The 19,710-nt window shown below is 37.6% G+C and carries 19 protein-coding genes and 1 riboswitch; of the genes, 11 read left to right on the forward strand and 8 right to left on the reverse strand.

What is annotated here, in order from left to right; all coding sequences use genetic code 11:
* Nucleotides 1-64 precede the first annotated feature (64 nt).
* A complete protein-coding gene (locus AC1M9C_RS01795) occupies nt 65-952 on the forward strand; it encodes a DUF4349 domain-containing protein (protein ID WP_481953106.1) in 888 nt (295 codons plus the stop codon).
* Between the two features lie 9 nt (nt 953-961).
* On the opposite strand, the gene AC1M9C_RS01800 is transcribed toward AC1M9C_RS01795, so the two are convergent.
* The 3 genes from AC1M9C_RS01800 to AC1M9C_RS01810 all read right to left on the reverse strand — a co-directional run bounded on the left by AC1M9C_RS01800 (nt 962) and on the right by AC1M9C_RS01810 (nt 3,222).
* The gene (locus AC1M9C_RS01800) at nt 962-1,684 is read right to left on the reverse strand and encodes an SIR2 family NAD-dependent protein deacylase (RefSeq protein ID WP_481953107.1); all 723 of its coding nucleotides are present in this window, start codon (nt 1,682-1,684) and stop codon (nt 962-964) included.
* Between the two features lie 75 nt (nt 1,685-1,759).
* Nucleotides 1,760-2,668: an alpha/beta fold hydrolase gene (locus AC1M9C_RS01805; protein ID WP_481953108.1), complete on the reverse strand. Its 909-nt coding sequence runs from the start codon at nt 2,666-2,668 to the stop codon at nt 1,760-1,762.
* An 11-nt stretch (nt 2,669-2,679) separates the two neighbouring features.
* The gene (locus tag AC1M9C_RS01810) at nt 2,680-3,222 is read right to left on the reverse strand and encodes a PadR family transcriptional regulator (RefSeq protein WP_481587528.1); all 543 of its coding nucleotides are present in this window, start codon (nt 3,220-3,222) and stop codon (nt 2,680-2,682) included.
* A gap of 138 nt (nt 3,223-3,360) precedes the next feature.
* On the opposite strand from AC1M9C_RS01810, the gene AC1M9C_RS01815 reads away from it, so the two are divergent.
* The 3 genes from AC1M9C_RS01815 (at nt 3,361) to AC1M9C_RS01825 (ending at nt 7,091) form a co-directional block, all read left to right on the forward strand.
* On the forward strand, nt 3,361-5,385 hold the full coding sequence (locus tag AC1M9C_RS01815; protein WP_481953109.1) for a 2,4-dienoyl-CoA reductase FMN-binding domain-containing protein: 2,025 nt from the start codon (nt 3,361-3,363) through the stop codon (nt 5,383-5,385).
* Between the two features lie 146 nt (nt 5,386-5,531).
* Nucleotides 5,532-5,939 (forward strand): nuclear transport factor 2 family protein, encoded by a 408-nt coding sequence (locus AC1M9C_RS01820; protein WP_481953110.1) that lies wholly within the window; start codon nt 5,532-5,534, stop codon nt 5,937-5,939.
* A gap of 51 nt (nt 5,940-5,990) precedes the next feature.
* Complete coding sequence (locus AC1M9C_RS01825) at nt 5,991-7,091, forward strand: YheT family hydrolase (protein WP_481953111.1); 1,101 nt, start codon at nt 5,991-5,993, stop codon at nt 7,089-7,091.
* Nucleotides 7,092-7,188: 97 nt separating this feature from the next.
* On the opposite strand, the gene AC1M9C_RS01830 is transcribed toward AC1M9C_RS01825, so the two are convergent.
* On the reverse strand, nt 7,189-7,587 hold the full coding sequence (locus AC1M9C_RS01830; protein WP_481587524.1) for an internalin: 399 nt from the start codon (nt 7,585-7,587) through the stop codon (nt 7,189-7,191).
* Nucleotides 7,588-7,814: 227 nt separating this feature from the next.
* Here AC1M9C_RS01830 and AC1M9C_RS01835 point away from each other — a divergent pair, with 227 nt between their 5' ends.
* The 7 genes from AC1M9C_RS01835 (at nt 7,815) to AC1M9C_RS01865 (ending at nt 16,114) form a co-directional block, all read left to right on the forward strand.
* On the forward strand, nt 7,815-9,455 hold the full coding sequence (locus AC1M9C_RS01835) for a CTP synthase (RefSeq protein WP_179998118.1): 1,641 nt from the start codon (nt 7,815-7,817) through the stop codon (nt 9,453-9,455).
* A 32-nt stretch (nt 9,456-9,487) separates the two neighbouring features.
* Nucleotides 9,488-10,345, forward strand: a complete 858-nt coding sequence (gene kdsA / locus AC1M9C_RS01840; RefSeq protein ID WP_481953112.1) for a 3-deoxy-8-phosphooctulonate synthase — start codon at nt 9,488-9,490, stop codon at nt 10,343-10,345.
* A gap of 46 nt (nt 10,346-10,391) precedes the next feature.
* Nucleotides 10,392-11,681, forward strand: a complete 1,290-nt coding sequence (eno, locus tag AC1M9C_RS01845; RefSeq protein ID WP_180027787.1) for a phosphopyruvate hydratase — start codon at nt 10,392-10,394, stop codon at nt 11,679-11,681.
* Nucleotides 11,682-11,946: 265 nt separating this feature from the next.
* Nucleotides 11,947-12,336 (forward strand): cell division protein FtsB, encoded by a 390-nt coding sequence (gene ftsB, locus AC1M9C_RS01850; RefSeq protein WP_035263725.1) that lies wholly within the window; start codon nt 11,947-11,949, stop codon nt 12,334-12,336.
* Nucleotides 12,302-13,027 carry a 2-C-methyl-D-erythritol 4-phosphate cytidylyltransferase gene (gene ispD, locus AC1M9C_RS01855; RefSeq protein ID WP_179998116.1) on the forward strand — a complete coding sequence of 242 codons (726 nt, stop codon included), beginning with the start codon at nt 12,302-12,304 and terminating at the stop codon, nt 13,025-13,027. The genes ftsB and ispD overlap by 35 nt, the downstream gene beginning before the upstream one ends.
* An 82-nt stretch (nt 13,028-13,109) precedes the next feature.
* Nucleotides 13,110-14,246, forward strand: a complete 1,137-nt coding sequence (rodA, locus tag AC1M9C_RS01860; protein ID WP_092766373.1) for a rod shape-determining protein RodA — start codon at nt 13,110-13,112, stop codon at nt 14,244-14,246.
* Between the two features lie 395 nt (nt 14,247-14,641).
* Nucleotides 14,642-14,730: riboswitch (glycine riboswitch) on the forward strand.
* A gap of 139 nt (nt 14,731-14,869) precedes the next feature.
* Nucleotides 14,870-16,114 carry a D-amino acid dehydrogenase gene (locus AC1M9C_RS01865; protein WP_481953113.1) on the forward strand — a complete coding sequence of 415 codons (1,245 nt, stop codon included), beginning with the start codon at nt 14,870-14,872 and terminating at the stop codon, nt 16,112-16,114.
* Nucleotides 16,115-16,156: 42 nt separating this feature from the next.
* On the opposite strand, the gene nfsB is transcribed toward AC1M9C_RS01865, so the two are convergent.
* The 4 genes from nfsB to AC1M9C_RS01885 all read right to left on the reverse strand — a co-directional run bounded on the left by nfsB (nt 16,157) and on the right by AC1M9C_RS01885 (nt 19,708).
* Complete coding sequence (gene nfsB, locus AC1M9C_RS01870; RefSeq protein ID WP_179998114.1) at nt 16,157-16,810, reverse strand: oxygen-insensitive NAD(P)H nitroreductase; 654 nt, start codon at nt 16,808-16,810, stop codon at nt 16,157-16,159.
* 113 nt (nt 16,811-16,923) lie between these two features.
* Nucleotides 16,924-17,343 carry a hypothetical protein gene (locus tag AC1M9C_RS01875; RefSeq protein WP_481587520.1) on the reverse strand — a complete coding sequence of 140 codons (420 nt, stop codon included), beginning with the start codon at nt 17,341-17,343 and terminating at the stop codon, nt 16,924-16,926.
* Between the two features lie 173 nt (nt 17,344-17,516).
* The gene (locus AC1M9C_RS01880; RefSeq protein ID WP_481953114.1) at nt 17,517-18,671 is read right to left on the reverse strand and encodes a hypothetical protein; all 1,155 of its coding nucleotides are present in this window, start codon (nt 18,669-18,671) and stop codon (nt 17,517-17,519) included.
* Nucleotides 18,672-18,823: 152 nt separating this feature from the next.
* On the reverse strand, nt 18,824-19,708 hold the full coding sequence (locus AC1M9C_RS01885; protein ID WP_481587518.1) for a MetQ/NlpA family ABC transporter substrate-binding protein: 885 nt from the start codon (nt 19,706-19,708) through the stop codon (nt 18,824-18,826).
* Between the last annotated feature and the right edge of the window lie 2 nt (nt 19,709-19,710).

A 19,710-nucleotide genomic window follows, 5' to 3' on the forward strand; every position in this document is an offset into this window, starting at 1 on the left:
TGAATGTTTATAATAATTAAAATTATGAGCCATCAATACAAACATTATAATTTAGAGAAAATGAATGAAAAGAATAGTAATAAGCACGCTGCTGTGTTCGATGTTGCTGGCATCCTGTTCAAAAAAAATAGAGGAACATTCTGCTGAAGCAGTTCAAGAAAATACTGCTGATACGCAAGTTGATATGCAAGAAGCGGCTGAACCAAATACTTCGCCCGTCCAGGAGCAAAAACCTGAGGTCATATTAAATCAAGAGGTTAATCCAGTTGAGCTGACTCGTCGTATGGTTCGAGAGGCGCAAGTTAACTTTACCGTTAAAGATGTGGTGAAAAGCAGTTTAGAGATAGAAAAAATAACCCTTGAAGCAGGCGGATTTATTGAAAGAAAAGATATTGATTTCAATGTGGTTGATCTTAAACGTCAGAATATTTCAGAAGGCAAAGTAAAAGTATTTGAAAAAGTTGAACCTGTATCTTTTATGGTGCTACGTGTACCGAGTGAGCGTGCCCCACATGTTGTTAATCAACTTTTACCTTTAATGTTTTTTTTGAATCAGCAACGCTATAGTGCACAACGTTTTGAATTGAAGCTTCTTCAAGAAAAAATGAATCAAGCACAGACTATTTCAAGTCAAGCACGACCAACTCATTTGAATGAAATCACACGGCTCACTCAACTCGAAGTTCAAGACCGTGTTAAATTCAGTACGATCAGTTTACAACTGAATCAACCAACACTGGTCCGAGAAAGGGTTGATATTGATATTGATGCAGTGGCGCGATTAAATGGTGATCACTTTACTCAGCGTGCTTGGAATAGCATCAAATATGGCTGGCAATTTGTGCTCGATCTTTTGGTGTTTTTATTAATGATTTGGCCTTTGTATTTGATTGTCTTAATTGGCTTCATGTTATCTCGATGGTTAAAACCTTATTTTGATAAACTCAAATAAGCCCATGCCTCAATTTGGCTGAACTGAAGAAAGAAGTTTAGCCAAATCTTGCATTCCTTCGGTTGCTGATTTTGAGATACATGTATAGTGTTGTGGCACACGGCCGAGATCGGCTCTAGGGTCGATATAATACGCATCACAGCTTGGTGAAATACTGTGTACTAAGCCTGCAACAGGATAAACAGCTAAGCTCGTTCCAATCACAACAAAGATTTCAGCTTGCTGGCATATCACATCTGCTTCTTCAAAAGCGGGAACGGATTCACCAAACCATACGACATGTGGACGAAGCGGATATCCAGCATCACAGAAGTCACGAGAAATATCCAGTTCAATTCCTTCAATTGAGTAAAATTTGTCTGTGAATTGAGCATTTGGCCCCGATGTTTTAGCGAGTGTTATATTTCCATGAAGATGCAGTACTTTTTTGCTACCAGCGCGTTCGTGTAAGTCATCAATATTCTGCGTGATCACATGTACATCATAATGTTGTTCAAGTGCTGCAATCGCAAGATGTGCTGCATTAGGTTCAGATGCTAAAATTTTTTTTCGCCGTTCATTGTAAAAGCGCTGTACTAAAACAGGATTGTTACGCCAAGCTTCGGGCGTTGCAACATCCTCTATGCGATGGTTTTCCCAAAGTCCATCGCTATCTCGAAATGTATTGATACCACTTTCAGCACTCATACCAGCACCCGAAAAAATCACAAGCTTTGTTTTAGACTGATTCATCCAATCTCCATCCTATTGATTTTGTGCCCAAGTATGACGTCTGGATCAACTTAATATTCAAATATTCATTAGAGCTTATATAGTTTGATTCAGAAATTTAGAAATTTCTTGTGCGAATTTAATGGGTTCATTGATCAAAGGCGTATGCCCTGAGCGCTCAAACAGTACGATACGATGATTTTTAACCGATTCAGCAATGAGCTTTTGCCCTTGCGCTGGATAGAGTGCGGATTTAGTGCCGATAAAAAAAGTTGCTGGGCATTCTAACTTTGAGATCGCGGCTCTGTAATCTTCTTTATGGTTTAGATAGTTGTCAATGTACCAACGCATATAGTCGAGACGTTGCATAGGGAGGATTAACTTTTGAATTTTCGGTTGATTGAGCGTTGTTTTAAAAATTTTAGCGCTCAATTGATGATTATCTTGTAAAGATAAAAATTTAACCCAAAGCTCGACTAATTCGCGGCTTAAGTGAGTAGGTAATTCACTCAGGTTTTGATAATTTTCATGTTGATGTAAAAAAGAAGAAAGTTCGATGAGTAGCTTTTTGAACTCTGGATAGCGATCGCCCAATAGCCCGAAACTCCAAGTTTCATCAGAAGGTATTTTAGGGGTTTGATCAATATGCAAGTATGCTTTGATTTGATCAGCAAATTGACCATATTGCATACCATGCATGGCAGTAGTTGCCCCCATAGAATAAGCAATCACTTTATAATGTTGTCTAGGGCGTTGACTGATCAATGCCTGAATATCGTTCCAGTGACTTGAAATAGCATCAGTATCTGGAATTTTACAATGCTTAGACCCACCAAAACCACGCCAGTCAGGAATAATGAATTTATATTTTTTTAAATTAAATGCAAAAAAAGGGATCCACTGCCAACTTTGCATTCCTAAACCAGATAGCACCAAAACAGGTTCACCTTGACCAATTTCACGAACATATAATTTTTCGTTATCATGCATAGTAAAAAATGGCATAGATATATCCTTTATTTTGTATTCATTATTTTCAATTGTGGAATTACACGTTCTAACCAACTGATCCAACCTTGCTCTAGTTCAATGCCTAATTGAAGAATCATTTTATGAATATAGAGTGTACGGTCATCATTATCTTTATTGGCAAAATCTTTATCGTAAATCGCTTGATATATTTTTAACTTATTTTTATGAATCTCTAAATGAGATTCCAATTCTGTCAACACATTATTACCACCTAGTTGTGCTTCAGCTCTTAGACGCACCATCAATTCTTCTCTGAGTTGGGCAGGCTCACTATGCTGTACCATCCAATTGGCAAGTTCAGTTCGACCTAGAGCATCAACTTTATATTTTTTCTTTCTCGAGTTGGGATCACCTTCATCAATAGTCGAAATCCAACCTTTTTTTTGCATAGCATTGAGTTCACGATAGATTTGTTGATGAGTTGCATTCCAAAAGAATCCCATAGAACGGTCAAAGCGACGCGCAAGTTCAATACCTGTACTTGGTTTTTCGATGAGACTGGTCAACAAAACATGTGCTAAAGACATAAATCATATATCGTAAAATGTTGAATCAACTTTATTATGCAACATGTTGCATAAAATGCAAAATTAGAATATATATTTATGCAACAAGTTGCATGAAGCACACAATAATAGCAAGCAAACGCGAGCCATGAGGTCAGAATGTCAAATTATCCAAACTTACTTGCACCACTAGATTTAGGTTTTACCACTTTAAAAAATCGTGTATTGATGGGTTCAATGCACGTAGGTTTAGAAGAGGTTGAAGGTGGCTATGAACGTATGGCCGCATTTTATGCTGAGCGTGCTCAAGGACAGGTCGGTCTTATCGTGACGGGGGGAATTTCACCCAACGATGCTGGTGTGACTTTTGCTGGAGGGTCAAAATTAGACTCGATTGCTGAAGCTGAGAAACATAAAATCATTACGCAAGCGGTACATGATGCTGGTGGTAAGATTGCAATGCAGATTTTGCATACTGGTCGATATTCATATCAGCCTGAAAATGTTGCACCATCAGCAATTCAGGCACCAATTAATCCAGTTAAACCTCATGCTTTAAGCTCGGCTGAAGTTCATCAAACCATTGATGATTTTGCCAACTGTGCAAAGCTGGCTCAATATGCAGGTTATGATGGTGTTGAGATTATGGGGTCTGAAGGTTACCTCATCAATGAGTTTATCGCAGCACGTACCAATCACCGTGATGACGAATGGGGTGGGAGTTATGAAAACCGCATTCGTTTGCCGATTGAAATTGTAAAACGTACCCGTGCAGAGGTGGGTGAAAACTTTATTATCATTTATAGACTTTCTATGCTCGACTTGGTTGAGGCCGGTTCAACGCTTGAGGAGGTCATCCATCTTGCAAAAGAAATTGAGAAAGCCGGCGCGACTATCATTAATACAGGTATTGGTTGGCATGAAGCGCGTATACCCACGATTGCAACGAAAGTACCTCGAGCAGCATTTACATGGGTGACAGAAAAGCTAAAAGGTGAAGTTAATATTCCATTGATTACCTCAAATCGTATCAATACCCCTGAAATGGCTGAACACGTGTTAGCTTCAGGTCATGCAGATATGATTTCTATGGCTCGCCCAATGCTTGCAGATGCAGAATTTGTACTAAAAGCTGAACAGGGTAGAAGTGACGAAATCAACACGTGTATTGGCTGTAACCAAGCGTGTTTGGATCATATTTTTTCACTCAGAATTGCGTCATGCTTGGTTAATCCACGTGCATGCCATGAAACTGAACTCATTTTTAAAGAAACCCATACGCCTAAAAAAATTGCTGTCATTGGTGCAGGTCCTGCAGGATTGAGTTTTGCTACTTATGCAGCTGACCGTGGTCATCAGGTCACCATTTTTGAAGCAGCCGATCAAATTGGGGGGCAATTTAATATTGCAAAAACGATTCCAGGAAAGGAGGAGTTTTATGAGACATTGCGTTACTTTAAGCGAAAAATTGAGTTGCAGCCTTTAATTCAATTAAAACTTAACCATACTGCAACTTTTGAAGAGCTCAATACAGATCAGTTTGATGAAATTGTAGTCGCTACAGGTGTGACACCTCGACATTTAGATATTGAAGGAATTGATCATCCAAAAGTGTTGTCTTATATCGAAGTTTTAAGAGAGAAAAAACCAGTCGGACAGCGTGTTGCGATTATTGGTGCTGGTGGTATTGGTTTTGATACTGCTGAGTATCTAACACATGAGGGGGAAAGTGGAAGCTTGAATCCTCAAAAATTTTATGATGAATGGGGAATTGATACATCATATTCTAATGTAGGAGGTTTAAAACCTGCTCAAGTAGAACAGCCATCACGTGAAATCTACTTATTACAACGTAAAGCCACTTCAGTTGGTGCAGGCTTGGGTAAAACGACGGGTTGGATTCATCGTACTGGATTAAAAAATCGCGAAGTAAAAATGATTCCAGGTGCAACGTATAACAAGATTGATGACCAAGGTTTACATATCACAATCAATGAACAAACTACCGTATTAGACGTGGATCATGTGGTGATTTGTGCAGGTCAAGAATCATATACGGCTATGTTTGATCAACTCGAGCAGGTAGGTAAAAAAGTTCATTTAATTGGTGGGGCGAAAGAGGCGGGTGAGCTAGATGCAAAACGTGCGATTCGTCAAGGCGCTGAATTGGCTGCCAAGATTTAAGCCAGAAAATTTCTCTCCTGTATTCTAGATGAAAGTGCAAGAAGAGGATTTGGAGAGGGTACTTAATTGAATGAGACCTCTCCTTGACGCAGTATTCTCCCTTTTCTTCTAAAAGATTGGACTGATACAACAAAAAGGACATAAAAATGACACTCGAAACCACACAAAAATCTATTCAACGTTGGCACCATATGCTTGAAACGCGTGATTTAAGTCTATTGAATGAGCTTTTGTCTGAAGAAGTCGTATTTAAATCACCCGTCGCATTTAAGCCTTATCCAGGCAAACAAGTTGTTACTTTTATTTTGACCAATGTGATTGAGATCTTTGAAAATTTTCGTTATCACCGTGAGTTCTATACAGCAGATGGGCTCAGTGTTGTGCTTGAATTTTCCACAAATGTGGGTGAAAAAACATTAAAAGGCATTGATATGATCCAGTTTAATGAGCAAGGTCAAATTATTGACTTTGAGGTGATGATTCGGCCTAAAAGTGGTTTAGAAGCTTTGGCGTTGCAAATGGGCCAACGTATGGCTCAATTTCTACCAAAATAAATTAGGCATGTTTTTGGCTTATGAATTGGAGTAAGTAAATTCGGAGTCTGTATGAATCTTAATCAGCGTTTCAAGTGGATGCAAGAATTCACTCAAACCCAACTTGATCATTTTACTGGTGCAGCTATACCTTCAATCTATTTTAATCCGCAAGGTGAGTTAGCGCATGTGATTTCAAACTTGAAACGTCTGCATTATAAATATAGACCAACGCCGTGGCTCTCGAATACGCATGCTCACTTGGTGTATTTTGATAAAGTTCGAAAGAAAACCGTAAAATTAGAATATGACTTCATTGAACAGTTAACAATGTCTGATGGGGGAACAACGGGTATTGCTTGGTATGGCATGCATCTGCCTGCGGAAACACCTACTATTTTAGTGCTGCATACCATTACTGGAAGCCCAGCCAGTATGAGAGAATTGGTCAGAGACTTACATCAAGTAACTGGTTGGCGTATTGCATTGTGTTTAAGACGAGGGCATGCAGGTCTACCACTTTCAGTTCCTAAAATTAATCTTTTTGGAAACACGCAAGATCTAAGAGAGCAGATTGAACATATTCAACAGCGCTTACCATATTCTAAATTGTATGCAGTTGGGTCTTCAGCAGGAACTGGATTATTGGTTCGATATTTAGGTGAGGAAGAAAGCTCCACACCAATTCAAGCGGCTTTCGCACTTTGTCCTGGATACAATACGGAAACTGGTTTTTCAAATGTTCATCCTTTTTATAGCCGTTTGATGGCAAAAAAGTTAAATGCACATTTTTTAAAACCTTATGAGCAACATTGGCGAAATTTAGAAAGTTTAAAGCAACTGAGTGTTGCTAAAGATTTATTTGATTTTGAAAAAACATATTATCAGTTCGCTGGATTTGAAAATTATGACGCATATTGTAAAGCGACAAATCCCATCTATGTCTTTGAGAAGATTAGAGTGCCGTTGATGATTTTAAATTCGGAAGACGATCCAGTATGCCATATCCGCAATTTAGAGCCTTATAAAGAAGTGATTCAACATATGCCGAACATGGCAGTAGTGACCACAAAAAAAGGAAGCCATTGCTGTTTCTATGAAGGTAAAAAAAATCCAGAATCTTGGGCACACAAATTAATTGCAGAATTTTTTTTAGAATTAGAGAAAGCCTGACAATTTTTGTTGTTTATAAATGAATAACAATTTGACTTTCATTTATGTTGACATAAAAAAACCGAGTCTTGTCACTCGGTTTTTTTAAATTCGAAAATTAGTTTTCTAAAGCAGGGGTAGCAGCAGCAATAGCAGCGGCAACAGCATCATCTTCAGATTGAGAACCACCTGTTGATGCACTTGGAGAAGGTGTAGGGCGTTCTACATTTTCAACAGCTGGTGCTGGGGCAGGATTCGTTTGTGCAGGAGCATCGCGGTATTCACGACGAATAGTCGCTGACGTATTGTTTGTTTCCTGATGCTCAATTTCAACTTGAGTTGGTGGCTCAGGTTCGATTTCTGGTTCAGAAATCTCAATGTTCTCAATTTGTTCTGCCTGTTCAGTTGTTTCAACAGTTTGTTCCTGTTCTTCTTCCTTAGGCGCTTCTTTTTTTACACATGCAGTAACGAGGAGTGCAGATAAGATTGCACCACCGATTAAAAATTTTTTATTCATAGTTGCTCAAAACAAACTAGCTAGATCGACTGACGTAGTATAACAGCAAATTAACAGATGAAAATCACTGAAAGTGTGCGTGAATCTTTATTGGAAATGATGATAGAATAACCAATTGTTTATTGTTCTTTGAATTGATGCGGATTGACTTTGCTTTATAGGTACAGAGTAAAGTAAAATTGCGCAACATTGCAGGCCGATTTAGGCTCGATTGTACGAGAAACCCAATGACCCATTTTATTTTCGTTACTGGTGGTGTTGTTTCATCACTAGGTAAAGGTATTTCAGCTGCTTCAGTTGCTGCACTTTTAGAAGCCCGTGGATTAAAAGTAACCATGGTGAAAATGGATCCATATATTAATGTCGATCCAGGGACGATGAGCCCGTTCCAACATGGTGAAGTTTTTGTCACAGAGGATGGTGCGGAAACTGACTTAGACTTGGGTTATTACGAACGTTTCTTGCGTCGTGCGAAAATGACCAAGCTTAATAACTTTACATCTGGTCGCGTGTACCAAGACGTTTTAAATAAAGAGCGTCGCGGTGATTACCTTGGTGGAACAGTTCAAGTTATTCCACACATTACAGACAATATTAAAGAACGTGTTCTTCGCGCTGGCGAAGGCTATGACGTTGCTATTGTTGAGATTGGCGGTACAGTAGGTGACATTGAATCTCTCCCATTCATGGAATCTGTTCGTCAGTTAATGGTTGAACTTGGTCACAAACGCACAATGCTGATGCATTTAACGTTGTTGCCATATATCAAGTCAGCTGCAGAGTTGAAAACAAAACCAACTCAGCACTCAGTGAAAGAATTACTCTCAATCGGTATTCAACCAGATATTTTGATCTGTCGTACTGAACACGATGTTGATGCTGATACAAAGCGTAAAATTGCGTTGTTCACGAACGTAGAAGCTCGTGCAGTTGTGGTGTGTAAAGATGCACGCACAATTTACGAAATTCCACGTACGTTCTATGAACAAGACGTTGATGATTTAATTTGCGAGCGTTTTGGTTATAACGATTTACCAGAAGCCGATCTTTCAGATTGGGATAATGTCGTAGAAGCACTATTAAATCCTGAGTACACTGTTCGTGTTGCGATGGTGGGTAAATATGTTGAACTTCCAGATGCTTATAAATCTGTAAACGAAGCACTCTTACATGCAGGTATCCAAAACCGCGTTAAAGTTCAAATTGATTATGTCAATGCCGAAGAACTAGAAAGCCAAGATGTAGCGGAAGTGTTGAAAGATGCTGACGCAATCTTAGTTCCTGGTGGTTTTGGCGAGCGCGGTACTGAAGGTAAGATGCAAGCGATTAAATTCGCACGTGAGAATGGAATTCCATTCCTTGGTATTTGCTTAGGTATGCAACTTGCGGTCATTGAATACGCACGTAATGTTGCTGGTATTGCAGATGCAACCTCAACAGAATTTAACCGTTCAACTAAATCGCCTTTAATTGGTTTAATTACGGAATGGTTAGACGAACGTGGTGAAGTACAGCAACGTTCTGTAGATTCTGACCTTGGTGGAACAATGCGTCTTGGCGCTCAAAAATCAGAATTGGTTGAAGGCACTAAAACTGCAGAAGTGTATGGTTCAGTAGAAATTATTGAACGTCATCGCCATCGTTACGAAATGAATAATCGTTATATTCCTGCTTTAGAAGAAAAAGGCATGAAAATTTCTGGTTATTCGCCAATCCAACGTTTAGTTGAAACTGTTGAAATTCCTCAACATCCTTGGTTTATTGCTGTACAATTCCACCCGGAATTTACAAGTTCTCCACGTGATGGTCATCCATTATTTGCTGGTTTTATTGATGCTGCTAAAAAACAGTATCAAAAATCGAAATAATGAATGTCTTAGGACATAACTAGGAAGTTTAAATGTCACAATTAAAAGCACAAGAAATTGTACGTTTAGGCGATATACAAATGGCAAATCATTTGCCATTTGTATTATTCGGCGGAATGAATGTACTTGAATCAAAAGATTTAGCTTTTGAAATTGCAGAAACTTATGTTGATATTTGCAAACGTTTGGATATTCCATATGTTTTCAAAGCAAGCTTTGATAAAGCAAATCGTTCGAGCTTAAATTCTTTCCGCGGACCTGGTCTTGAAAAAGGAATTGAGTGGTTAGCTGACATTAAAAAACATTTTAATGTTCCGATCATTACAGATGTTCATGAACCATATCAAGCAGCACCTGTGGCTGAAGTGGCTGACATCATTCAATTACCTGCTTTCCTTAGCCGTCAAACAGATCTTGTTGAGGCGATGGCAAAAACTCAAGCCATTATCAATATCAAAAAAGCGCAATTCTTAGCACCGCATGAAATGCGTCATATCTTGCATAAATGTTTGGAAGCCGGGAATGACAAGCTGATTTTATGTGAGCGTGGCTCAGCATTTGGTTACAACAACTTAGTTGTCGATATGCTTGGTTTCGACATCATGAAAGAAATGAATGTGCCAGTCTTCTTTGATGTGACACATGCACTTCAAACCCCAGGTGGTCGTGCAGATTCAGCAGGTGGCCGTCGCGCACAAATTACGACATTAGCGCGTGCGGGTATGGCTACAGGTCTAGCAGGTCTTTTTCTGGAAGGACATCCTGATCCAGAAAAAGCAAAATGTGATGGACCTTGCGCTCTTCGAATGACTCAACTTGAGCCATTCTTAGCTCAGCTTAAAGAATTGGATACCTTGGTTAAAGGTTTCAAAAAATTAGATACACACTGATGCAGCGTTAGACGCATCGTTTTATTAATCAACTGAGGAATTGTTCATGAGCCAAATCGTTGACATTCGTGCACGTGAAATTTTGGACTCTCGTGGTAACCCAACCATCGAAGCAGACGTTATCTTAGCATCTGGCGTAGTTGGCCGTGCATGTGCACCATCTGGTGCTTCAACTGGTTCTCGTGAAGCTTTAGAACTTCGTGATGGCGATAAAGCACGTTACTTAGGTAAAGGTGTTAAAACTGCTGTGAACAACGTAAACACGTTAATCCGTGACGCGTTAGTGGGTAAATCAGTATTCGAACAAAAAGACATCGATAATACGATGATCGCTTTAGATGGAACTGAAAACAAAGAAAAATTAGGTGCGAACGCAACTTTGGCAGTGTCTTTGGCTGCTGCGCGTGCTGCTGCTGACGAAAAGAAAATTCCTCTTTTCCAATACATCGCAGACCTTCGTAACAACAGCATTTTAACAATGCCTGTTCCAATGATGAACATCTTAAACGGTGGTTCACATGCGGACAACAACGTTGATATCCAAGAGTTCATGATTGAGCCAGTTGGCTTCACTTCATTCTCTGAAGCACTTCGTGCAGGTGCAGAAATCTTCCATTCTTTAAAATCAGTTTTAAAGAAACAAGGTTTAAATACTGCTGTTGGTGATGAAGGTGGTTTCGCGCCGAACTTACGTTCAAACGAAGAAGCAATTACAGTTATTCTTGAAGCAATTGAAAAAACTGGCTACAAAGCAGGTTCTGACATTATGCTTGCGCTTGACTGTGCATCTTCAGAATTCTACAAAGATGGTCAGTACATCCTTGCTGGTGAAGGCAATAAAGCATTCACAAACAACCAATTCTCTGACTACCTTGCTGGTCTTGTAAACCAATATCCAATTATCTCTATTGAAGATGGTTTAGATGAATCTGATTGGGAAGGTTGGTCTTACCTAACTTCGATTCTTGGTGACAAGATTCAATTGGTTGGTGATGATTTGTTTGTTACAAATCCTAAAATCCTTCAACGTGGTATCAACGAAAAAGTTGGTAACTCTATCCTGATTAAGTATAACCAAATCGGTACGTTGACTGAAACTTTAGATGCGATCTATCTTGCTAAAGCAAATGGTTACTCTACAGTGATTTCTCACCGTTCTGGCGAAACTGAAGATTCTACAATTGCGGATCTTGCAGTAGGTACTGGTGCTGGTCAAATCAAAACTGGTTCACTTTGTCGTTCTGACCGTGTAGCGAAATACAACCAATTGCTTCGTATCGAAGAATTGACGAATGCTATTTACCGCGGTAAAGCTGAGTTTAAAGGTTTAAATTAATCGTTTAGATTATTTTGAATTTTAAAAAACCACTCTTTAAAGAGTGGTTTTTTTGTTATTAAGCTATGAAATAAAAAGTGTAAATATAATGACTCTTGAATATTCAATAACTTTTGATATTTATCAGTAAGTATTTTTAAAAGAAATCAATCAATGTGAATTTGTTTAACATTTGCATATTTAACACAGTTACACATACTACCTTTCTTTGTTTTAGGGTATATTAGTGCTCTAATTTCATGATGTTAACTAAGCCTCAAATATAATGTTAGACGTCTTTAAAACTACTTCAAGTAAAGTGATTTTGCTGGTGGCAATAATTTTAATTGCCATCTTTCAATATCGCTTTTGGCTCGGTGAAGGAGGATATTTCCCTCATCAGGCGCTACTTCAGCAAATGAATCAACAAGCTGAAACAAATGAAGAGTTAAAAGAGCGTAATCGTATTCTGGCTGCTGAAGTATATGATCTAAAAAATGGTGTTGAGGCGATTGAAGAACATGCACGTTTAGATCTTGGCTTAATTAAGCCTCATGAAACTTTTATTCAAATGAGTACAATCAGTACGAATTATAAGCCGATTTACATCGACCCAAATGCTAACGTAGATTTAAGAACCAATGAGTCTAGACAACCTGAATCTGAACAACCGTAAATTATGGGCTATTATTCCGGCAGCAGGTTCTGGTAGTCGATTTTCCAAATCAGCGTTAAAGCAATATCAAATTATCCAGAATAAAACTGTACTTGAGCATACTGTAGAACGTATTGCTCAATTGCCTATTGCTGGCTATGTGTTGGCAATCTCAGAGCATGACCAATTTGCTCAGACACTTCAATTTGCTAAATCAGAAATCCTTCATTTCTGCTTAGGTGGTCAGGAGAGGGTTGATTCTGTACTTAATGGTTTAAATTATTTAACCAATATTGCAGATGAAAATGATCTGGTGTTTGTGCATGATGCTGCTCGACCTTGTGTGAGCTTGAGTAATTTAGAATCTTTGATTCGCCATGTTATCGAATCTAAGCATAGCGCAATTTTAGCAACGCCTGTACGTGATACTTTAAAAAGAGTAGATCAGTCGAGTGCCATTGAAAAAACTGTTGATCGAAGTGCATTGTGGCAAGCACAAACTCCACAATTGTCGACCATTAAATTGCTAAAAACCTCGATTGAACATGCATTAACTCACAAGATCACAATCACGGATGAAGCGAGTGCGCTTGAATATGCTCATCATCCAGTAGATGTGGTGATTGGACGATCTGATAATATTAAAATTACTTATCCTGAAGATTTAGAACTTGCTCGTCTGATTCTTCAGTCACAGTCTGACTCGAAATAATTTAGTTTTATGTTTGGGACTTTGCTTAAATAGCCAAAACATTGTCTTATAATAACGCCACTTAGAATATGCAATTCAGCCAATGATACCTTCACAACAGTACCGTTTTTTGCGTCATGCCTTGAGAGATGGACGAACAATCAAACATGATTCGTCACGTTGGACTAAATTACATTTAGATCCATGGTTACTTGGTTTTTTGATATTAAACGCAGCTTTTGGACTCATGGTTGTTTATAGTGCAACCAATCATGATTCAAGCATGGTGATTCGTCAGGCGACCAGTTTTGGTATCGGTTTTATTTTGCTGTTTATTTGTGCACAAATTCCTCCAAAAGTTTATCAAATTGTCAGTCCTTATCTGTATGCATTTTCGATTGTGCTTCTGCTTTTGGTATTGCTAATTGGTGATGTCCGCTTAGGCGCAAAACGCTGGATTTCTATTCCTGGATTAGGGAGTGTGCAGCCCAGTGAATTTATGAAATTTACGATGCCACTCATGATGGCTTGGTTTTTCAGTCTGCGGACTTTACCACCCAAATTTATGCATATTCTCTTTGCATTATTTCTGATGATGATTCCTTTTGTTTTAGTCGCATTACAGCCTGACTTAAACATTGGATTAATTATTCCCGGAATTTTTGTCATTTTTTTAAGTGGTATTTCTTGGCGTTTGATTGGGGCTGTGGTTGCTGGGTTTGCAGTAGTTGCACCATTATTATGGAATTTCTTTCTACAGGAATACCAAAAAAAGCGAATTTTAACTTTATTTGATCCTGAATCAGATCCGCTAGGTGCAGGGTGGAATATCATTCAGTCTAAAATTGCGATTGGCTCTGGTGGACTATTTGGTAAAGGTTTTAATGAAGGAACACAGTCTCATTTAGGTTATCTCCCCGAACATCATACAGACTTTATTATGTCTGCTTATGCAGAGGAATTTGGCTTTTTTGGTGTGTTCGTATTATTTGTTATCTTTGCGGCGATCATTATTCGTTGTTTGATAATTTCCATGAACAGCTTCCATAATTTTGGACGTCTTTATGCGGGTGCGGCAGGTTTAACTTTCTTTTTCTTTGTATTTTTGAACAGTGGAATGGTGAGTGGAATTCTTCCAGTCACTGGTGATCCATTGCCACTCATGAGTTATGGTGGTACGGCAGTCATTGCAACGCTTGCAGGTATGGGCATTGTAATGTCTATACATACTCATCGCTAAAACATGTGGGGTTGACAGCAAATTTTTAACTCACATTCTGCTGACTCTCACATCTATTGAAACTTTGAGCTTCAATGATTGCTCTAATCAGTCATTACACTTTTATGCTGAAGAAGATGAAAGTGTAGATGGAAGATGATCTAAGCTCTCTGAGAGAGTAACTTTAAAAAATAAATTGTTTCCTCATTTGTTTTTTAATGACTAAATTGTTCTCGATGGTAGAGAAAGTTTGAGCTAAACAATGATCTTTGTAACGTTTCCCAAGCTAAAAATTCCTGTCTTAGCTGTTGTCTTAAAGTTGGTGATCCATATTTATAAAAATATTTTTTAAAATTGATTTTCGTAGATGTATAAAAAAATTAACTATGGCATATTAATTGCTGAATAAGAATTAAACGAATATTGCAGGAGAGAGGTCTTCTGTAGATCCGCCGAAGGAGCAACGACCCCGGAATCTCTCAGGCAAAAGGACTGTAATTATTCTCAATCATCTGGAGGGAAGTCTAATGATGTTTAGACTCACCGAAGGGGATGGAAAAAATCATATGTTATGAAGATTTCCGAAGCTCTCAGGTACCGTGACAGATGGGGCATTGAAAATATAAAATTTTCAAGGAGCTTTTATGTCACATATTATGGTGATTGGTGCTGGCATTACAGGAATAACCACTGCCTATGAATTATTAGAACTTGGTTATCAAGTCACAATTTTGGATAAAAACTTATATCCAGCAATGGAGACTTCATTTGCGAATGGAGGTCAACTCTCTGCATGTAATGCAGAGGTGTGGAATCAGAAAGCAACGGTACTGAAGGGTATCAAATGGATGACCCAAAAAGATGCACCATTATTACTCAACCCATCTTTTGATTTGCATAAATACGCTTGGCTGATTGAATTTATGGGTAATATCAAACATTACGAAGCCAACACACAAGAAACGGTAAGGCTGGCATTATTGGCAAGAAAACGGCTGTTTGAAATTGCACAGAAAGAAAAAATTCAATTCGATTTGGAAAAGCGTGGAATTTTGCACTTTTATCATAATCAGCAGGATTATGATGTTGCAATAAGAGTGAATGATTTGTTATGCAAAGGTGGATTAGAGCGTCACGCTGTTACAAATGAAGAAATTCACAGTATTGAACCAAGTTTGACTGGGGAATATTACGGTGGTTTTTATTGTCCTGACGATGCCACAGGAGATATACACAAATACACCACGCATTTAGCCCAAGTGGTGGCGAATAAAGGCGGGAAATTTTTATATGGTGTAGAAGTTGAAGATTTAAATCTGGATCATTCTACAGAGCAAGTTTCAGCTAAATATCGGGCTTGTGATCCCAAAAATAAAGATATACCCGATGGATTTATTCAAGCTGATGCAATGGTTATTTGTGGTGGAGTTGGAAGCTATCATTTAGCACAACAGGCTGGAGATCGTGTCAATGTTTATCCGGTGAAAGGGTATTCGATTACAGTTCAGCTGAATGATGAACATAGCCAACAACATGCACCATGGGTAAGTTTATTGGATGAAAGTGCAAAAATCGTGACGTCGAGATTAGGTCGAGGTCGTTTAAGAATTGCTGGTACTGCGGAATTTAATGGCTATAACCGAGACATCCGTATGGATCGCATACAACCTTTGGTTCATTGGGTGAATCGTAATTTTGATATTTCAACTGAGCATTGTGTCCCTTGGGCTGGATTAAGACCGATGATGCCGAATATGATGCCAGTGGTAAGACAAGGAAAGCATCCGAGAGTCTTTTATAATACCGGTCATGGGCATCTGGGTTGGACGCTGTCAGCTGCAACTGCTGCAATGATCAGTTTAGAAATTTCACAGAAAATAGCGGCTTAATGAAAAGCCACAATAGCATGAAAGCTATTGTGGCAAATACATTTATAGTCGAGTGAAAACTTGATCTGCATTCAAACGAGATTTAGGTAATTTGGCATTAAAATCTTTTTCACTTCGATAACCAAGCGCCAATAGCACTGATGGAATCAGGCCTTTTGCGTCAAGATTTAACTCTTCAGCGATAATTTTTTCATCGAATCCTCCAATTGGAGTGGCATCGATACCTTCTAAACCTGCAGCAAATAAGGTTTGCCCAAGTGCAATAAAAGTTTGATTTTCAGACCAGCGCTGGATATCGCCTTTTTCGTTGCGATAATAATCAACATAGCCTAAACGCGTATCTTTTTGAGCTTGTTTTGCTTGGTCATCTTTAAAACGACCGCTGATTTCATCTTGATTTAATAATTGATCTAGATGAGAGTCTGTAATGTCTTTATGCGTACAAAACAGAATGGTGTGTGAAGATTCAAGGACTTTTGGTGCATTATAAACATACTTACCAACCAGTGCTTTAGCAATGCGCTGTTTGGCTTCATCAGTTTCGATAACAAAGAAATGCCATGGTTGAATATTGATAGATGAAGGTGCGAGCCTTAAAGATTCCAATAATTTTTCAAACTTTTCTTGAGGGATCTTTTTTGAAGAATCGTATGCTTTGGTGGTGTAGCGAGATTGGGAGATGTTTAACAGATCCATATTATCCTCCGATTATTCACAATATATTCATCTAAAAATTTTAAATGAGTCCGAACTGAAATATTTTCTATAGTTGATGCTAAATGATATGAAAGGCCTGACTTGTCTTTAAATCAATAGGAATATTTTAAATCAGTATATTTTTCTAATGACATTGCAATTTGTTGATTGATGAATGCGCGTACATCTTCTTCAGTCATAGGCTGACCATTCTTACTGATATTATGTTCAATCGGAGCTTGGTCTGCGGCTTTAATTTTATAGACAAGGTTGGTGATCAATTTGTAATCGTTATTATGGTTTACGATGTTAGTCACATATTGATATGAATGCTCAAAGTTGAGGTCTTGATGAGAAAATATAAATTGTTCAAAAATTGTCAATGCAGCGCCATCAGCAAGATTTTGGAGTTCATCAATAATTGTGGCATCTAGGCGTACATCATAACGTTCTGAGATTGCTTTACCATCGATTAATAATGACACTTTATCATCTTCATGGTGTTGTACAGTGATATTGCTGAAATTAGACATCATAAACTCACAAATTTATTTGAACTTTAATTATCAAGTCTTATGATTTTAATTCAAGGTGCACATGCTCAAATAATGTAGGATTGAGAATTGAGTATTTGTTCTGATACAAAATTTTTAATTTAAAATTCTTGTAGCTTGATGACTAAACTACAAGAATTGATCAATATGGATTAAAAATAATAGCCTAAGCTTAAGTAGGTCAAATTATTCCATATGTTTTCACTACCTTCTGCATAGCCATCAGCAACAGGGCCGAACACAGTATCATTCTTAGAAGTAATGTTTTCTAAATAAAATTGAAAATTCTTCTTATATTTAACAGTTACACCATTAATGAATCGTTCAGAATCATTAAAATCATTTGATTTTTTAAAATAGCGTGAGTAGTTAGAATAAAATAATGGTTGGTTGAAGTTTTTATAACTTGAAGCTAAAGTATAATTAATTTCGGTTGATAAAAAATTAGCTTCATTCGCTACATTATATTGACCATCAAAAAATCCAAAAGTTGAAACATCATTGAATGTTTTATCTTTATTATTAATACTTTGGTTGCCGTATATTAAGTTAAATCCAAAATTATTAAATTTAGTATTTTGAAATACACTCCATACTTGACGGTCACCAGTTTGATTACTTATTTTATTATCAAGCTCACTATATAAGTAAGAACCACCTATTTTAATATGCACTGGAGTATCATTAATTTGGTAATGGAGTTCTTTGTCAGCTTTAAGGGCAATGGTATGCTTTTCATCTAATTGAGTTCCATTGGTAAATTCAGGTTCAACAGTTAAATTACTTGAATAGTGTGCAGAGTTTTTACTTTTACCAGTATAGCTCCCAGCATCATGAAAGAAATATGCTGCTGTTAGATTTAAATCTTTAGGGGAGTATTGATAGCTGATACCCCAATTATTTAAATCTTCCAAGCCTAAATGGTAGAGTTGAGTAAGATTATAGGTGCTACTTTGATATCTGCCTAAGCCGACTGGTACAGATTGTAGACCTGCTTTTATATGGTGATCTTGTTGTACTTCATAATCAATCCAAGCATTGACCGGTAAATGAATACCACCTAATTTCCCATAAGCTTGATAAATTCGATAGTCTAAATGTCCCGTAATGTTGTCATTTTTATAATTGAGCCATAGAACTGCATCAGCAAAATCAATGGTATTACCACTGTCTGGTAAATAATCATTGTGGGTATATTTGAGTCGAATGGTTCCATTCAAATCGAAATCAGTTTTGTTTTCTTCGGCATATGAGAATGCCGATACAGCAGAGAGTAAGCTGGTTAATATTAAGGATTTTTTTAGCATGATTAGGTTGTAAGGCATTATGATTTTTGTATTGTAAATAACTGTTTTAAAAAGAAAAATATTAAAATATCATAAGTTATTTTTAAAAAAATATATACAAAAATTAGGACAAAAGAGCCCTTGGGCTCTTTCATATTTTGGAATGTAATGAATTAATTTTTTGACACAGGACTCAAAATTCCTTTGACATTGACGTCATCGGTTGTTTTTAAATATTCTTCAATTCGTGGATCAGAGAATACTTGCTGTAATTTTTTAATTTGAGGATTATCTTTATGTTTTTCAGCAATCACTAAGCGCGCTGCAAAGGTGCGAGGTGCTGCAGGGAAGAGAATTCCTTTACTACGAGAGACTTTACCAGCATCAAATTGAGCAACATAGCCAATCGCTGCATCTACAGAATCTAGAGTTCGAGCAAGCGAAAGTAATTCAATTTCTTTAAAATCGAAGTTTCGTGGATTTTCTTTAATATCTTTTAAGCGTGCTGTACGTGGTTCAATGCTTGGATCAAGTTTAATTAAGCCTTCACGCTCTAAAAGCCACAATGCTTGAGCCTGATTTGCTAAATCATTTGGAATCGCAAAACTAGCACCTTGAGGAATATCCTTAACATCTTTATATCGATCTGAATAAATCGCAAAAGCCCATTGATAAATTTCAGTTGTTGGAATGAGTTTAAAACCATTAGCATCGGTTACTTGTTTCAACCACCATTGGTGTTGATGAATCGTTGCTGCAAACTCCCCATCATTCACCGCACGATTAGCTTGTACAGAATCTTGAACACCAACAGCTTCAAGCTTAATGCCATAATCAGGTGCAATATTTTCATTGGCATATTCAATTAGATTTTTTTCACCAATCATAGCAGGCTCATAGTGAACCTTTAAAACATCATCAAAAGATGCATTCTTCTCATCTGATTTAGAAAGATTGAACCAAACAATCACTCCTATAATCAAAACGACTAGTGCACCCAATATGAAAGGGAGTTTAGATTTTTTCTTTATTTCAAAGTTATGTTGTTTAGAACTCATGG

The organism is Acinetobacter sp. 24-47-39, assembly GCF_056783825.1.

Excerpts from the sequence above, each read along its gene's own strand:
- AC1M9C_RS01815 (WP_481953109.1), top strand. The coding sequence starts at position 3,361 with ATGTCAAATTATCCAAACTTACTTGCACCACTAGATTTAGGTTTTACC.
- AC1M9C_RS01820 (WP_481953110.1), top strand. The coding sequence starts at position 5,532 with ATGACACTCGAAACCACACAAAAATCTATTCAACGTTGGCACCATATG.
- AC1M9C_RS01880 (WP_481953114.1), bottom strand. The coding sequence starts at position 18,671 with ATGCTAAAAAAATCCTTAATATTAACCAGCTTACTCTCTGCTGTATCG.
- eno (WP_180027787.1), top strand. The coding sequence starts at position 10,392 with ATGAGCCAAATCGTTGACATTCGTGCACGTGAAATTTTGGACTCTCGT.
- AC1M9C_RS01830 (WP_481587524.1), bottom strand. The coding sequence starts at position 7,587 with ATGAATAAAAAATTTTTAATCGGTGGTGCAATCTTATCTGCACTCCTC.
- rodA (WP_092766373.1), top strand. The coding sequence starts at position 13,110 with ATGATACCTTCACAACAGTACCGTTTTTTGCGTCATGCCTTGAGAGAT.
- ftsB (WP_035263725.1), top strand. The coding sequence starts at position 11,947 with ATGTTAGACGTCTTTAAAACTACTTCAAGTAAAGTGATTTTGCTGGTG.
- AC1M9C_RS01885 (WP_481587518.1), bottom strand. The coding sequence starts at position 19,708 with ATGAGTTCTAAACAACATAACTTTGAAATAAAGAAAAAATCTAAACTC.
- AC1M9C_RS01835 (WP_179998118.1), top strand. The coding sequence starts at position 7,815 with ATGACCCATTTTATTTTCGTTACTGGTGGTGTTGTTTCATCACTAGGT.
- AC1M9C_RS01825 (WP_481953111.1), top strand. The coding sequence starts at position 5,991 with ATGAATCTTAATCAGCGTTTCAAGTGGATGCAAGAATTCACTCAAACC.
- ispD (WP_179998116.1), top strand. The coding sequence starts at position 12,302 with ATGAGTCTAGACAACCTGAATCTGAACAACCGTAAATTATGGGCTATT.
- kdsA (WP_481953112.1), top strand. The coding sequence starts at position 9,488 with ATGTCACAATTAAAAGCACAAGAAATTGTACGTTTAGGCGATATACAA.
- nfsB (WP_179998114.1), bottom strand. The coding sequence starts at position 16,810 with ATGGATCTGTTAAACATCTCCCAATCTCGCTACACCACCAAAGCATAC.
- AC1M9C_RS01795 (WP_481953106.1), top strand. The coding sequence starts at position 65 with ATGAAAAGAATAGTAATAAGCACGCTGCTGTGTTCGATGTTGCTGGCA.
- AC1M9C_RS01800 (WP_481953107.1), bottom strand. The coding sequence starts at position 1,684 with ATGAATCAGTCTAAAACAAAGCTTGTGATTTTTTCGGGTGCTGGTATG.
- AC1M9C_RS01810 (WP_481587528.1), bottom strand. The coding sequence starts at position 3,222 with ATGTCTTTAGCACATGTTTTGTTGACCAGTCTCATCGAAAAACCAAGT.
- AC1M9C_RS01875 (WP_481587520.1), bottom strand. The coding sequence starts at position 17,343 with ATGTCTAATTTCAGCAATATCACTGTACAACACCATGAAGATGATAAA.
- AC1M9C_RS01865 (WP_481953113.1), top strand. The coding sequence starts at position 14,870 with ATGTCACATATTATGGTGATTGGTGCTGGCATTACAGGAATAACCACT.
- AC1M9C_RS01805 (WP_481953108.1), bottom strand. The coding sequence starts at position 2,668 with ATGCCATTTTTTACTATGCATGATAACGAAAAATTATATGTTCGTGAA.